Source organism: Bradyrhizobium sp. HKCCYLS1011, from assembly GCF_051167795.1.
Taxonomy (GTDB): Bacteria; Pseudomonadota; Alphaproteobacteria; order Rhizobiales; family Xanthobacteraceae; genus Bradyrhizobium.
Genome location: NZ_JBNPTT010000012.1, coordinates 75873 through 90353, shown reverse-complemented (window position 1 = coordinate 90353; position 14481 = coordinate 75873). Strand labels below are relative to the sequence as shown.

Below are 14481 nucleotides of genomic sequence, written 5' to 3'. Positions count from 1 at the left end.
ATGGAACGAAGTCGGACGCCGGAGCATGAGCGGGCATAAACCATGCTTCCGCTCCGAACTGGTGAGGGGCTGGTTTGACTGCGTAGTCTGCCGTGTGACGGATCAAGAGCGTACGCCCTGGAGATGGTTGTCGTGTTGGATATGTTGATTGGGCGCCGTCAGAACGGCACAGAGGAGAACGGCAAGGTCGGGCTTGGTGCCATCCGCAAGCCTGTGATCGGGCTCGCTTTGGGCGGTGGCGCGGCGCGCGGTTTCGCCCATATCGGCGTGATTCGCACCCTGCTTGCGCACGGCATCGTACCCGATGTCGTGGTCGGCACGTCGATCGGCGCCGTGGTCGGCGGCGCTTTTGCCGCCGGTCACCTCGACACGCTGGAGGAATGGGCGCGCAGCCTGCAGATCCGCAGCGTGCTCGGCTATCTCGACATCCGCCTCAACGGCTCCGGCCTGATCGGTGGCGAGAAGCTGGCCGCCCAGCTCGAGGCGTCGCTCGGCCGGACCACGATCGAGGAGCTCTCCATGAAGGTGGCGACCGTGGCGACGGAAGTGCGCACCGGCCACGAGATCTGGTTGACCCATGGCCGGCTGGTCGATGCGATGCGCGCCTCCTATGCCCTGCCCGGCATCTTCGCGCCGGTCCTGGTCGGCGACCGCTGGCTGGTCGACGGCGCGCTGGTCAATCCGGTCCCGGTATCGGCGGCGCGCGCGCTCGGAGCCGAGATCGTCATCGCCGCCAACTTATCGAGCGACGTGTTCACGCATTCCACGACGATCTATTCGCACGGTCAGCCGGTCGAGGTGCCGGAGACGATCATCGAACCCACCCCGCCGAAGCGACGCTTCGGCAAGTTCTTCTCGCCCGAGCGCACGGTCAAACGCGAGTTCTTCGGCGGCGGCGGCCGGCCCGGCATCTCGTCCGTCATGGTGGATGCGTTCAACATCATGCAGGACCGCATCACCCGCGCGCGTCTCGCGGGCGATCCGCCCGACCTCTTGATCACGCCGCGCGTCGGCCAGATCGGCTGGTTCGACTTTCATCGCGCTAGCGACCTGATCGCGGCCGGCACGCGTGCCGCCGAGCGCGCCCTGGATTCGCTCCAGGACGCGATCGGCGTCATCACGCCTCCAGACGGAGCTACGCCGTCTTGATGTACTGACGGAGGGCTTCCTGCTCGTTCTCGTATTCCTGAACGCGCCATTTCACGACGTCGCCGATCGAGATGAGGCCCACGACGAGCCCGCCATCAATGACCGGGAGGTGCCGGAATTTTCCGAGCGTCATCATTTCCATGATGGCGGAAACCGTGTCCGCCGGCCGGCAGCTCACGACCCGGCGGGTCATGATGCTGGAGACCGGCTCGTCGAGCACCTCGGCCCCGCGCTCGCCCAAGACCCGAACGATATCGCGCTCGGACAGGATGCCTTCCATGCGCGTTCCTGTCATGACCAGAACAGCGCCGATCTTGCGCTCGGCCAGACGCTTGGCGGCATCGGCAAGAGTTGTTTCCGGCTCGACGCTCTCAACCTGATGGCCTTTGGTATCGAGGATTGCGCGTACTGTCATCGACTTGTCTCCTTGAGAAGCCGGTCCCACCCTTCTTGCGCGGGGCGGCTTTCGGCTTGGCGTTTCACGAGTCTAAATCAACAGTTTGAGCGCTGCATTCACTGCAGCCAACCTCGGCAAGCCAGCGTGCATATCCGCTGCGACGCTGACGCCGCCACCTCACATGGGGCTTTCCGCCCGCTTTGCGAGCGTGTGATGATGAATGAAATCGCCTGCTATCGCAAGCACGCGATCAGTGCAGCTCACGCTCCGCCGGAGGCGACGCAGGTGCAGCATCGCGCGTGTGCGGCACGGGATCAAACAGCGCAAACAGGATCAATCCGGCGATGAAGCCGCCGATATGCGCCTGCCACGCCACGCTGGCGCCATCGGTCCCGATCGAGAGCGACCAGACGCCGAAGATGATGTTCACGACGAACCAGACCGAGAGGAAGCCGAGCACGCGCGGATTGCGCAGCGCACGCGACAGCGACAAGGCCGGGACCCTGGCCGCGGCTTCCGCGTCGCCACGGCTAAAGGACAGAAAACTGCCCTGCACAAAGGCAAAGCGCATCGCGGCCGCCATCGTGCCCGAGACCGACGCCGACGCCCCGATCATTGGCGCGATCTCGTGCTCATGCGTCAGCAGGTGTGCCAGCGCGCCGGCCGCGGCGGTCACGGCCATGAACAGGAAGAACCTGAGCGCGCCAAAACGGCGCGCCAATGCGCTGCCGAACGGCAACAGCCACAGGACGTTGAATCCGATGTGGGTCAGATTGGCATGCAACAGCGAATAGCTGACGAAGGTCCAGACCTTGGCCCCAGCCCCACCAGGGAAGTCGACGTCCATCAGCGTGGAATCGTAGCGCTTGGGAATGAAGCCGAACACATCGACGGTCCAGTTCTCCCACTCAGCCGGCAGCAGGACGCGCAGATGGATCGCAGCGATCAGGAGCACATAGGCTGTCAGCGCACCGGGCAGCGTCAGGATCGGCTCGCGCGGCGGGGCTGGCGGGAGCTCTTGCGGGAGGTCTGGCGACGATTCCAAGGGGTGGGCGCCTTCAGCAGGAGGACAGCAGAGGGCCCAGATAGGCGGCTTTGGCGTCCTTACGCAAGCGCACAAACGGCCTGTTGATCGCATGAGGACGCGGCGAAAAGAATAAGGGAGGGCTCTGAGAAAGCCCTCCCTCCTTGAGGTTTGCCGGCCTTAAGCTGCGGAGAGCCGCCGGGACCAGATCCCCACCCCTCCCCGCCGCGTGACCAGACTGTTTGACGCCGCCTCGTGTCGTTCGCTTCACCGTCTTGCGCCGGACCTTCCACCTTCCAGCGCAAGCTTGATACGCATGATCTTACCGGCCGTTCCTCAGTTGCCAAGCACATCGTTAATTTAACCTTAACGATGGGAAGGCCCGGGAAAAACAGGCGCAGTCACCGCATCGGCATGGACGCTGCAACATCCCTCCTGCACAACAAACCAGGGAGGCACCTGGCCGAGAGCGAGACAGAAATGTCCCGCTTGATCACAGGGGCCAGGGGTAAGTTCGATGAAACATCCGTCCAATCGCGATTTCTTCGCCTATTGGGACACGCAGCGCGGCTTCGCCCGCGCCCCCGACCGTAGCGAAATCGAGCCGTCCGCGGTGCGCGAACTGCTCGGCGATATCTTCGTGCTGTCCTGCGATCCGGATGCGGGCTTCCCGTTCCGGATGGCCGGAACGCGGCTCTGCGCGCTGCTCGGCGGCGATATGAAAGACAAGAGCTTCCCGGCGCAATTCGCTGCCCATAGCCGCCGCGAGATCGAGGAGATCGTGGCGGTGGTCTCGGAGGAAATGCTGCCCGCGGTCGTCGGCGTCACGGCCCCCTCGCCCGATCAGTCGCGCGCCCATCTCGAGCTGCTGATGTTGCCGTTCAACACGCGCGCGCATGAGCCAATCAGCCTCACCGGCCTGCTCGCGCCGTTCGAGCAACTGCACGGCACCCTCGGTCCGCTCGAGATCGTGTCCTGGCGCTATGTCCATCGCCCGCCGGAGCCGATCGTGCCACGCACCTTGCGCAAGCTGGCGCTCGCCCGCGGCCTGATGGTCTATGAGGGCTTGCGATAGCTAGCGCCATGCATCGCGCAAGCTAGGACGCATCTCGCATGCCCTGCCTGGCCTCAGCGGCGCCAGGATAGGCGCTACGGCAGGACTTGCCGGTCTCCGCATCGAACACATGGATCGCCTCAGGCGGCGTGCCGAAGCCGACCACCGTCCCCGCGACGGGCGCGGCTTCGGCTGGCACCAAGGCCGTGACCTGCCGTGCCGGCTCGCCGGGAAGCGCGATCGTGAGCAGCACGCCGTCACCGAGATATTCGACCAGGTCGACGACCCCCGAGAGGCCGTTGAGCCTGATATCAGGCGAGGTGGATTTCAAATTGGCGGGCCGAATGCCGAGCACGGCACGCATGCCGCGATGCAGGTCGAAGCGGCCGCGCTCGACCAGGAACGTCTCGTGTCCGGTCGACAGCGCCCATTTGTTGTCGGGCGCCTCCCCGACCGTGACATCGAGCAGGTTCATGCGCGGCGATCCGACGAAGTCGGCGACGAAACGGCTCCTCGGAAATCCATAGATCTCCGCAGGGGTGCCGACCTGCTCGATCAGGCCGGCCCGCAGCACGACGATGCGGTCCGCGAGCGTCATGGCCTCGAGCTGATCATGGGTGACATAGATCGTCGTGGTCTTCAGCCGCTTATGCAGACGTGCAATCTCGACGCGCATGTGACTGCGCAGCTTGGCATCGAGATTGGACAATGGCTCGTCGAACAGGAACACGGCCGGCGTCTTGATCATGGCACGCGCGATCGCCACCCGCTGCTGCTGCCCACCCGACAATTGCGCCGGCTTGCGATCGAGCAGCGCCTCCAGGCCCAGGATCGCCGAGACCTCGTGCACGCGACGTTCGATGTCCTCTCGCGGCACCCGCATCCGCTTCAGACCAAAGGCGATGTTGGCGAACACGCTCATATGCGGATAGAGCGCGTAGTTCTGGAACACCATCGCGACACCCCGCTCCCGCGGAAGCAGGTCGTTGACGACCTTGCCGTCGATCGAGATCGTCCCGCCCGAGATGTCCTCGAGCCCGGCCACCATGCGCAGGATCGTCGACTTGCCGCAGCCGGACGGGCCTAAGAACACGACGAACTCGTGGTCCTCGACCTCGAGATTGAAGTCCTTCACGACCTCGAGCGGGCCATAGGACTTGCAGACATGCGAGCAGGATATTCTGGCCACGATGGTCAGCCCTCGACCAGGATCTGCAGCTTCACGTCGGTCGGCCGACCGGAGGCGGCCCGCTCGAACGCGGTGATGCTCTCTTCGAACTTATATGTGCCGGTGACCAGCGGCTTGAGATCGACCTTGCCGGCGGCGATCAGGGCGAGCGCCCGGTCGAACACGTTGGCGTAGCGGAACACGGTCTCGATGCGGGCCTCCTTGGCGATGGCGCCGGTCACGTCGAATGCGACCTTCTCGACCGGCAGGCCGATCAGGACCACTGCGCCGGCAGGCCGGACAATCGCAAACAGGTCTTCGAACGCCTTCGGATTGCCGCTCGCCTCGAACACGACATCGGCGCCCCAGCCACCCGTCTCTCGCGCGATGACGGAGGCCAGGCTTTCGTTGCGGATGTTCACCGGCACGATGCCGTCATAGCCGGCTGCGATTGCGAGCTTCTCGGCGCTTACATCGGAGATGTAGACCTTGGCGCAACCGCCCGCGAGCGCGGCCAGCGCGGCCATGATGCCGATCGGGCCGCATCCGACCACGGCCGCGACATCGCCGGGCCTGATCCGCGCTTGGGCCGCGGCCTGCATGCCGATCGCGAACGGCTCGACCATCGCGCCCTCGGCAAACGAGACATTGTCCGGCAGCTTGAAAGTGAAGGCGGCCGGATGAATGACGCTCGGCGTCAACACGCCGTGGATTGGCGGCGTCGCCCAGAACCTGACGGCCGGATCAACATTGTACTTGCCGAGCTTGGAGGCCCGCGAGGCCAGATTTGGCACGCCAGGCTCCATGCAGACGCGATCGCCGACCTTGAGCCCGCTCACCTCACTGCCGACTTCGGTCACGGTGCCAGCAGCTTCGTGACCCAGCACCATCGGTGCCTCCACCACATAGCTGCCGATCCGGCCATGCGTGTAGTAATGCACGTCACTACCGCAAATGCCGACGGTGTGGATCTTGATGCGGACATCCTCCGGCCCGAGACGGTCATCGAGCTGGATGTCGCGGAGCGCAAGCTCGCCTTTTTTCTCCAGGACCAAAGCGCGCATGACGAACCTCCTTCAGGCTTTCTTCTTGATGACGCTGTTGAGGAAGCCGCTGAGAATGCCGATGAACAGCAGCGGCGGCAGCGAAAGCAGAATGACGGACGCGTTCAGGATGCCCCAGGGCACGTCGCGGCCGAGCTGGGTCAGCTCGGAGGCGACGATCGGCAGCGTCTTGGCATCGGAAGTCGTCAGCATCAGCGCGATCAGGAACTCGTTCCAGACCAGCACGAAGCTGAAGGCGACCGCACCGATCAGCGACCTTGATGCGATCGGCAGCGCAATCAGAAAGAAGATTGCATAAGGCCCGTAGCCGTCGACCTTGGCCGCCTCCTCCACTTCCTTCGGCACGCGCTTGAACGCGGGCACAGCAAGCCAGACGATGGAAGACAGCGTGAGCAAGGTATAGGTCGCGATCAGCGCGACGCGGCTGTCATAGAGGCCGAGATCGAGCCAGATCACCATCAAGGGAATCGCGACCGCCACGGGCGGCAGGAACCGCAGCGACAACACGAAGAACTGGATGTCGTCGGCCCATTTGATCGGATAGCGCGCGACTGCATAGGCTGCAGGCAGGCCGAGCACCATGCCGATCAGGACCGAGGCGCCCGAGACCAGGATGGAGTTGATCAGGCCCGCGGTGACGCTCTCACGGCCAAGCACATACAGGATGTTGTCCAGCGTCGGGTGGAAGATCAGCAGCGGCGTTGGCGTGACGAGATCAACTCGGTTCTTGAACGCGTTCAGAAGCGTCCACAACGCCGGAATGATTGCAATTGCAGCCGCCAAAGCGACAGCCGATTTCGCAATCCACTTGCCTCTGCCACGGCGACTCATGCGTGCACCCGCTTCCACAGCGCGGTGAAGGCGATGGTGGTTGCGACCATCATCAGCACGGCCATGCTCGACGCATAGGAAATGTTGCCGGACTCGATGAAGCCCTGAGAGAAGGCGTACATGTCGAGCGTCTCGGTCTTGATGCCGGGGCCGCCGCGCGTCATCACATAGATCAGGTCGAACGAGCGCAGCGACTCGATCATCTTCACGAATGTGAGGCTGATGAGCGGAATTTTGAGCATGGGCAGCGCAACATAAGCATAGCGCTCCCAGGTCCGTGCATGATCGAGCTCGGCCGCCTCCAGCGGCTCATGCGGCAGGCTCTCGAGCAAATGCAGGATGATCACCGAAAAGAACAGCGACCATTGCCAGACGTCGACAAAGGCGACCGTGGCGAGCGCCGTCGACGGGTTGGCCAAGAGGTCGAGCGGCTGTCCCGTAATCGCCTTGTAAGGATAGACGGCCAAGCCGAACAGCGGGTGAAACGCAAATTTCCAGACGAAGGCCGCGGACACCCGCGGCATCAGCACGGGGATCAGAAACACCACTGACAGAATGTTGCGCATGCGCGCCGAGGCGGCCTCGAACATGAGGATGCCGAGCAGGACCGCGATGCACATCGTGGCCACGACCGTCATGACCTCCCAGGTCAGCGAGACGAGGATCGAATTCAGGAAACGCCGGTCGGAGAACAGCGCGATGAAATTTGCCAACCCGACATAGTGGCTGTCCTCACTGCTGAGCTGCTTGTCCTGGAATGCGATATTGATCGCGAACGCGGTCGGAACGAAGGCCAGGACGGCGAGCACAATCATCGAGGGCGAGATGAACACCGCCGGCAAGGAGGTTTTGGACTTCATATCTGGCGATTCCCTCCCTTTGCCCGTACGTCCCGCGCGGTGAGATTAACGCAAAGGCGAGATGACGACACGCACATGCCGTCATCTCACACGCTTCATCGAAGCCTGCTGATCAGGACTTGCGTTTCGCCATCAGGCCTTTTGCGAACTCGTTGAGCTCGTCGAGGCTGCCCTTCACGTCCTTCCGGGTGCCGGTTACGAGTTCCTCGAGCTCGATGCCCCAGTGGTCGCCGAGGTCGGGCCATTGCGGATCCTGCCAGAAGTTGACCGCCGTCACCTTCGCGGTGTCGGCGAGCGCCTTGCCGAGGTCGGCGCCGTACTTCTTGGCGAAGGCATCACTGGTCATGATGCTGGTGCGATTGAGCTCGCTGAACTGATCGGCGTCCAGCCGCCGCTGCTCGTTCTCCTTCGACGTCACCCAGCCGATGAAGAGCCCGGCGCAGGCTTTCGCCTGCTCGGTCTTGTTCGCCTTGGCACCAATGGCGAGGCCATGTCCATAGCCGCCGCCAGTCAGCGGCGTCGGCGGCGGCAGATAGCCGACCTTGCCGACGACCTTGGAGACCTTCGGGTCGAGCGCAAGGCCGACCAGCGGCGTCGACTCTACCAGCATCGCAACCTGGCCGGACAGAAACGCGCCGACCGACTCGTCCCAGCTGCCGGTCTGCGTGCCCGGTGCGGAGTATTTGAACAGGTCGAGATAGCTATTGGTTGCCTTGACCGCGGCGTCGCTGTCGAACACCGGCGTATTGCCTTCGAACCAGTTGCCGCCGAAGCCGCGGAAATAAGGCATCCAGCGCCAGACATTGGCGCCCGATCCGCGTTGCCCACGCAGCGCGATGCCATAAACTCCGTTGGCGGGATCGTGCAGCTTCTTCACGGCGGCGATGAATTCGTCGAGCGTCTTGGGCGGCTGGACGCCCGCTTTCTCGAGCAGGTCCTTGCGGTAGACCAGGAGATCACCGCCGCCGGTCAGCGGCGCAAACCACGGCTTGCCGTCGTAGGTCGCGACCTTCTGGCGGCCGGGATCAAAATCCGAGTAGTTGTACTGCTTGGGATAGTAGTCGAGCAGCGGGACGATCCATTTCGACGAAGCGAACAGCGCCACGTTGGCTTCGTCGATATAGTAGACGTTGTATTTGCCGACGGTCGAGGCGTCCGCCTTGGTCTTGGCACGGCGATCGTTCTCGTTCAGATAATCGATGTCGAAAGTGGCACCGCCGCTGAGCTTCTCGAACTCGCCCTTGTACTTTTCGGCCAATGTCAGGCCATCGCGCGTCTGCGCCAGCACCTTGATTGAGCCGCTGCAGCTCTGCGCAAATGCGGACCCGGCGAGCGCCGTCGATAGCAGGATGCCGCTGAGATAAACCGATAGCCGGTTATGAAGTGCCATGCTTCCCTCCCTGGATAACAAAGGCATTGCTGAACCACGGCGCTCGGACCTTTATCGCTGGTCCTTGATCTGCATGAGCCATTCGGATGCGCCGCTGATTGCGAAAATACGAGCGCGCCGACCGCTTCCTAGCGGTCGCCATGCGCAAAACCTGTACTTTTTTGCAAGACGCGCCCCAGGGCGGACCACACCCTGCTTTGCGCATGATCTGCGCGTTGCACGCCTAAAGCAGCGCTCGATTCCAAGCGTGCTGTGGCGATTACACCGCCAGTCGCGATCGTGTGCGACGACGGGCCAGTTCGCGGTAGCGCGACGGCGTCATGCCGCGACGTTCCTTGAACTTGCGATTGAAGTTCGAGATGTTGGAATAGCCGACCTCAAAACAGATGTCGGTAATGGCGGTCGTCGTATCGGACAACAGCTTGCAGGCTTCGGCGACCCGCAGGATCGTGACGTGCTCGGTGAAGGTGTTGCCGGTGTTCTTCTTGAAGAACCTGGAGAACGCGGTTTCGCTCATACCGAACATCGCTGCGATGTCGCTGAGCGCAATTTCGCGATTGAAGTTCTGGTGGATGAATCCCAGTGCCCGCTGGATCGTCGCCAGCGCGCTGACATCGAGATTTGGCGTGAAGGTTTCCGACGACAGGATCTCGTAGTCCTCGGACACGCTCAAAAGATGCAGCAGCCGCAGGAAATGCGACAGCCGGGCGAGCGCGCTCATCCGCCCCATCTCCTCCAGCAGGCCGGCGGCCACGCGCTGGGTCTCGCCATGGAAGGAGAGCCCGCGCAGCCCTCGCTTCAGGAACGCATCGACCTGCGCCAGCTCCGGCAGCACTGACGCGGCGCTCCTGATGCGCTCGGGATCAAACTGCAGCACGATGTCTCGCTGCAGGATCCGGGTGCCCGGCGCGACGACGGTGACCCAGTCGTGCGGCAGGCCGCTTCCGACCACGGTGAGATGACCGGGCCCGAAATGGCCGATGTGATCGCCGACCAGCGCGACACCCGAGGCGTTGCGGATCAGATGGATCTCATATTCCGGATGATAGTTCCAGACGTTGCGTTCCCAGGGATAGTCATCGCACCGCCATAAGAAGGATTCCGACGGCTCGACCATGATGTGCTCGAACACCGGAGGCTTGGTCGCGAGCTTCGACAGCGAGGCCAATTTGGTCGGCATGCGGCGTGTTTCTCTTCCCTTTGAGCTCCTCGGTATCGCGCCCGTTTCGAGGGTGCAAGGCTTGTTCTAGGGTGCACGTTCTACGGTGCAAGACTTGCCGCTGTACCGTCCGGCGCAAAGGCCTCGACGTGATCGGAGATGACGAACGACATCAGATCGCGCCCGACGATCAGCGGGCCCTGATAGTTCGCTCGCGTACGCGCAACCAGCACGTCCTCCGGCACATCCTGCACCGGCTTCACGGTCGCGAAGACGATATGCGAGTAAACCGCGAGCTTCGGTTTGGCCTCGGAGAAGATCCTCCCGGCTTCCTCCGGCGAAGTATGATGGTCCTCGATGGCACGGTAGCTCGGAAATGTCTTCAGCAGCTCCGGATCGATCATTGCGACCTCGTGGATCAAGAGGTCAGCGCCTTCGGCCGCCTTCGCCACCCTTGGATCGGGCTTGGTATCTCCCGACAAGACGACCTTCTTGCCATCGAACTCGACGACATAGCCCAGCGCCGGCTTGATCTTCTCGCCGTGATTGACCTCGATCGCGGTGACCTTGACGCCGTTATGGTCGTAGACCAGTCCCGATTCGATATCGGTCGCAGCGAAGGCAATGCCGACGGGCGAATAGCCTTCATCGGCGATCCGGATCCTGATGTCCTCTGAAAAGGCCTTGGTCAGATTTTCGGTCATGGCGACCGTCCCCTTCGGACCGAAGATCACCATCGGCGACTGACGCGAGCCCCAGGGGGTGCCGAGCCAGCCACTCAGCCACATGTCAGGCAAACCGACGATGTGGTCGGAATGCAGGTGGGTGATGAAATGCGCGGTGATCGAGCCGAGCGGGATCTTCTTCTGATAGAGGCGAATGGTGGACCCGCGTCCGAGATCGAAGATGAGCCGCTCCGGCCCGGCTTCGACCAGCGTGGACGCGCTGAAGCTCGACAGCCGCGGCGTCGGCGTGCCGGTGCCAAGCAGGGTCACCTTCAGGTCGGCCGCGTTAGCCGGGGCAAATCCGACCATGGCGCCTGCGAGCGCCAGCACCAAGCCCATCAAAGATCGCATGAACGTTTCCCCCTATTTGATTGGCTCGCCGCGAAAACGCGATGCGCACATCTTCTTCCCTACCAGCTTCGGCAAACCTAAGCGCTGCCTTTCCGCGGTGCGACGCCTGCCGGGAACATCCCGTAACGCCGCATTAACCCTGAAGGACGTAGGGTCGTACGATCCCACAGAGCCGGACTGAATGGCGAAACATGGCGTTGCCGAACAAAAAACTGACTCTTCCGGCCGCCGAGGAGCGCCGTCGCTTTCAGCGGGTGAAGGTCCACCTGCTCGGCCGCTACATGCTGCCGGATCGGCGTGAATTCCCCTGCCAGGTGATCAACATGTCACCCGGCGGACTTGCGCTGCTTGCCCCTGGGATCGGCAATGTCGGCGACCGCGTCATCGCCTATCTCGACCATATCGGCCGCGTCGAGGGCAAGATCACCCGGATCATCGACAACGGCTTTGCGATGACGATCGGGGCAACCGCACGCAAACGCGACAAGCTGGCCGCACAGCTGACCTGGCTCGCCAACCGCGACATCCTCAATCTGCCGGAAGATCGCCGCCACGATCGTATCATTCCGCGCAACCCGATCGCCGTGCTCACGCTCGACGACGGCACCAAGATGACCTGCCGCATCATCGACCTGTCGCTGTCGGGTGCAGCCATTGCCGCGGAGACCAAGCCGCCCTTGAAGTCGCAGGTGATGCTCGGCCGCGTGGCCGCGCGCGTCGTGCGCAATCTCGAAGACGGTTTCGCGATCGAGTTCCTGCATTCGCAATTGGCTGAAACGCTCGAAGAGAGCGTTACCGCGCGGTAAAGCGCCGCCTCGCTCCATTCCGCAAGTCTCCGGGGACAACCGGCGTCGGCTGATACCGACCGCCGGCTGTTGCGCGCGTTCATGGCCATCGCGCAGAGCGCAAGGTGCGCGCACCTAAGCGCGCCGAAAACCAGCAAGATCAATGGGATCGGACAAGATCCATCGCATTTTAATTAAATGCAGTTTTGTTGGATTTTACTCAAATGAGATTCAAGTAAAGCTCAAAACAGATTCAACCTCTACTTGGATTCAACTTAAATGTACTTCGAGTACTTAGCGGCCGGGCAAATTGTTTGTGCGAAACGTGGTCCCAACGACAACGGGGGCCACAATGGTCAAGCGGACGGGACTGGGGAAAGGGTTGGCGGCGGGCGCCATCCTGTTGGCAATGGGCGCAGCAGCCCATGCCGCAGATGAGCGGGTGCTCTACGCAAGCCTGGGCGACACGACCCGCGCGCCGATCGGATGGATCGAGTTCTGCACTGACACGCCGGAGGAGTGCCGTGGCACTCCCTCTCAGCCCCGCGATATCGTGCTGTCACAGACCGCTTGGCGTGACCTGCTGAAGGTCAACCGCTGGGTGAACGAGAACGTCAAGCCGATGACCGACATGGATCATTGGGGCGTGGTCGAGAAGTGGTCGCTGCCGACGGACGGCTACGGCGATTGCGAGGATTACGTTCTGCTCAAGCGCAAGCTCCTGATCGATGCCGGCTGGCCACGCGAGGCGCTGCTGATCACGGTGGTGCGCGACCGCAAAGGCGAAGGTCACGCTGTGCTGACCGTCAAGACCGACAAGGGCGAGTTCATTCTCGACAACCAGAACGAAAATGTCGTCGCCTGGACCGAAACTGGCTACCGCTTCGTGAAGCGGCAATCGCAAAGTGACCCCAATGTGTGGGTCTCATTGGGCGACGGTCGACCGGCGGTGGCAACTGCGAGCGCGAAAGAGCGCTGACGGCGACCAAGACAAACGGAGTTACGCGACCCGGTCACATCCCCACCCCTCCCCGTCCCAGACCGGTTCGCGCGCGGCCAGGCCTCCCCCAAGGCCTGGCCGCAACTTTTTTCGGCCTTGCTTTGAACGTATGGCGAGACTTCGTGGGCCGATCCGCTAAGGTCAGCCTTGAACTTTCCGACCTCCTGCGTCTTAGGTAATGGCCATGATGATATTGCGAAGCGCCATGCTGCTCGCCGCAGCGGTCACCCTCTCGAACTGCTGCCTCTCGCCGAGCAGCTGCAACGCGCCGCTGGCAGGTAGCTTGACACCCGCGCCGGCTGCAGCGCTCGCACCTGCGGCGGCGCCCGCCCCAGCCAGGGCCGTGGCTGCCGCCTCGGACGAGGACGGCCTCTACGCCACGGAATCGATGGGATCAGAGAGCGACTCCATCGAGGTGCGACCGGCGCGGAAACAAGCCCGGCGCAAGGCTGACAGCGTGGATGCCATGTCGGCCCGCTCCACAAGTTACCGCAGAGATGTCGGTTATGAGGAACAGCAGGCGCTCGACCAGGCCGACGAGGAGCGGTTGAAGCAGAAGCTGATGATCTGCAAGAACTGCTCTAGCGCGCAGTAGCTCCTCGGGGTTTCCACCTCGCAACCAGGTGGTCTCGGGCTGGACGATTTGCTGTCCTGCAGCATTCGGCTGCCATGAATGAGGCTGCCGCCTCCTTTTTGTCGAATTTTCCAATAGAAGCTTACCATCGCCTCCGATCTGAGGTCGTGAAAGAGACTTTGCCGCGCGCGAGTTGGCGACGTCAGATCGGCGGCACGAGGGGCGATCGCTGCCGCCTCCGCGGATGTCGAAGTTGTTTTGCTTGGGTCAAGCGCTGACTGTCAGTCAGGGCACCACGTTTTTTCGATGACGGCGGGTTTTGCGATGCATCCATTGACGCGCGATACCAGACCACATGCTCCCAAATCAGTTGATCCCAAGCTGATCGGCACGCAGCCGATCGCGCTTGCAGCCGCAGCCTTGCTGGTGCTGGTGGTCGGCATTGCCGCCATCGCGCTGTGGCGCGCCTATGGCGGATCTGCGCCTGAGCCTGATCGCATGGCGGCGGCGCGCCAGTTGCAGGCGCGCACCGCGCAGGCTTCCGAGCAACTGGTGGAAAAGACCAAGGGCCTCGAAGCGACCCAGCAGGAATCCATTGATCAGCTGCAGATGGTGCAGGACCAGCTGCAGACGATGCGACGCCTCTTGGCCGCGCAGCAGGCCGACAGCAAGCGGCTCTCCGACCAGGTCGCCACCCTGACCGAGGCCGTCAACAGCTTACGGCAATCCTTTGCGAGCGCGCCGAGTGCCGAGCCGACGGAGTCCGTGGTCCGAAACGGAGCAGTCCGCACCCGTGCTCATGCGAGTCGCAGCGCGCATCGCCATCGCCGCAACCGCGCCTGAACTCGGTACAAGTCCCGCCGAATTTTCCCGGAACTTTGTGAACTGTTTCACAAATGATCGGAGGCTTTGGGTCCATCCTCACGTCACCGGATGGCAGCCAATTTCAG

At 62.8% G+C, this 14481-nt stretch carries 15 protein-coding genes; 6 read left to right on the top strand and 9 right to left on the bottom strand.

Annotation, left to right across the window (positions count from 1 at the left end; translation table 11 throughout):
- Positions 1 to 132 precede the first annotated feature (132 nt).
- Positions 133 to 1149, top strand: a complete 1017-nt coding sequence (locus ACQR1W_RS33135) for a patatin-like phospholipase family protein (protein WP_434854693.1) — start codon at positions 133 to 135, stop codon at positions 1147 to 1149.
- On the opposite strand, the gene ACQR1W_RS33130 is transcribed toward ACQR1W_RS33135, so the two are convergent.
- Positions 1136 to 1564, bottom strand: coding sequence for a CBS domain-containing protein (locus ACQR1W_RS33130; RefSeq protein ID WP_008966963.1), 429 nt, complete (start codon positions 1562 to 1564; stop codon positions 1136 to 1138). The genes ACQR1W_RS33135 and ACQR1W_RS33130 overlap by 14 nt on opposite strands.
- 232 nt (positions 1565 to 1796) lie before the next feature.
- Positions 1797 to 2591, bottom strand: a complete 795-nt coding sequence (locus tag ACQR1W_RS33125; RefSeq protein ID WP_434854692.1) for a rhomboid family intramembrane serine protease — start codon at positions 2589 to 2591, stop codon at positions 1797 to 1799.
- Positions 2592 to 3087: 496 nt separating this feature from the next.
- On the opposite strand from ACQR1W_RS33125, the gene ACQR1W_RS33120 reads away from it, so the two are divergent.
- A complete protein-coding gene (locus ACQR1W_RS33120) occupies positions 3088 to 3645 on the top strand; it encodes a PAS domain-containing protein (RefSeq protein ID WP_434854691.1) in 558 nt (185 codons plus the stop codon).
- A gap of 22 nt (positions 3646 to 3667) precedes the next feature.
- Here the strand turns inward: ACQR1W_RS33120 and ACQR1W_RS33115 are convergent, their stop codons facing one another.
- The 7 genes from ACQR1W_RS33115 to ACQR1W_RS33085 all read right to left on the bottom strand — a co-directional run bounded on the left by ACQR1W_RS33115 (position 3668) and on the right by ACQR1W_RS33085 (position 11172).
- The gene (locus ACQR1W_RS33115; RefSeq protein ID WP_434854690.1) at positions 3668 to 4813 is read right to left on the bottom strand and encodes an ABC transporter ATP-binding protein; all 1146 of its coding nucleotides are present in this window, start codon (positions 4811 to 4813) and stop codon (positions 3668 to 3670) included.
- Between the two features lie 5 nt (positions 4814 to 4818).
- Positions 4819 to 5856 carry an NAD(P)-dependent alcohol dehydrogenase gene (locus ACQR1W_RS33110; RefSeq protein ID WP_434854689.1) on the bottom strand — a complete coding sequence of 346 codons (1038 nt, stop codon included), beginning with the start codon at positions 5854 to 5856 and terminating at the stop codon, positions 4819 to 4821.
- Between the two features lie 12 nt (positions 5857 to 5868).
- Positions 5869 to 6687, bottom strand: a complete 819-nt coding sequence (locus ACQR1W_RS33105; RefSeq protein ID WP_434854688.1) for a carbohydrate ABC transporter permease — start codon at positions 6685 to 6687, stop codon at positions 5869 to 5871.
- A complete protein-coding gene (locus ACQR1W_RS33100) occupies positions 6684 to 7547 on the bottom strand; it encodes a carbohydrate ABC transporter permease (protein WP_434854687.1) in 864 nt (287 codons plus the stop codon). The genes ACQR1W_RS33105 and ACQR1W_RS33100 overlap by 4 nt, the downstream gene beginning before the upstream one ends.
- Before the next feature lie 112 nt (positions 7548 to 7659).
- The gene (locus tag ACQR1W_RS33095) at positions 7660 to 8937 is read right to left on the bottom strand and encodes an ABC transporter substrate-binding protein (RefSeq protein ID WP_434854686.1); all 1278 of its coding nucleotides are present in this window, start codon (positions 8935 to 8937) and stop codon (positions 7660 to 7662) included.
- Between the two features lie 259 nt (positions 8938 to 9196).
- Positions 9197 to 10117 (bottom strand): AraC family transcriptional regulator, encoded by a 921-nt coding sequence (locus ACQR1W_RS33090; RefSeq protein WP_434854685.1) that lies wholly within the window; start codon positions 10115 to 10117, stop codon positions 9197 to 9199.
- 80 nt (positions 10118 to 10197) lie between these two features.
- Complete coding sequence (locus ACQR1W_RS33085; protein ID WP_434854684.1) at positions 10198 to 11172, bottom strand: MBL fold metallo-hydrolase; 975 nt, start codon at positions 11170 to 11172, stop codon at positions 10198 to 10200.
- A gap of 191 nt (positions 11173 to 11363) precedes the next feature.
- Between ACQR1W_RS33085 and ACQR1W_RS33080 the strand changes: the two genes are divergently transcribed.
- The 4 genes from ACQR1W_RS33080 to ACQR1W_RS33065 all read left to right on the top strand — a co-directional run bounded on the left by ACQR1W_RS33080 (position 11364) and on the right by ACQR1W_RS33065 (position 14374).
- Positions 11364 to 11978, top strand: a complete 615-nt coding sequence (locus tag ACQR1W_RS33080) for a PilZ domain-containing protein (protein ID WP_035980549.1) — start codon at positions 11364 to 11366, stop codon at positions 11976 to 11978.
- A gap of 331 nt (positions 11979 to 12309) precedes the next feature.
- Entirely contained in the window at positions 12310 to 12936 is a 627-nt protein-coding gene (locus ACQR1W_RS33075) for a transglutaminase-like cysteine peptidase (protein ID WP_035980547.1), read from the top strand.
- A 205-nt stretch (positions 12937 to 13141) separates the two neighbouring features.
- On the top strand, positions 13142 to 13552 hold the full coding sequence (locus ACQR1W_RS33070; protein ID WP_434854683.1) for a hypothetical protein: 411 nt from the start codon (positions 13142 to 13144) through the stop codon (positions 13550 to 13552).
- 303 nt (positions 13553 to 13855) lie between these two features.
- Positions 13856 to 14374 (top strand): hypothetical protein, encoded by a 519-nt coding sequence (locus tag ACQR1W_RS33065; protein ID WP_434854682.1) that lies wholly within the window; start codon positions 13856 to 13858, stop codon positions 14372 to 14374.
- Positions 14375 to 14481: the final 107 nt, after the last annotated feature.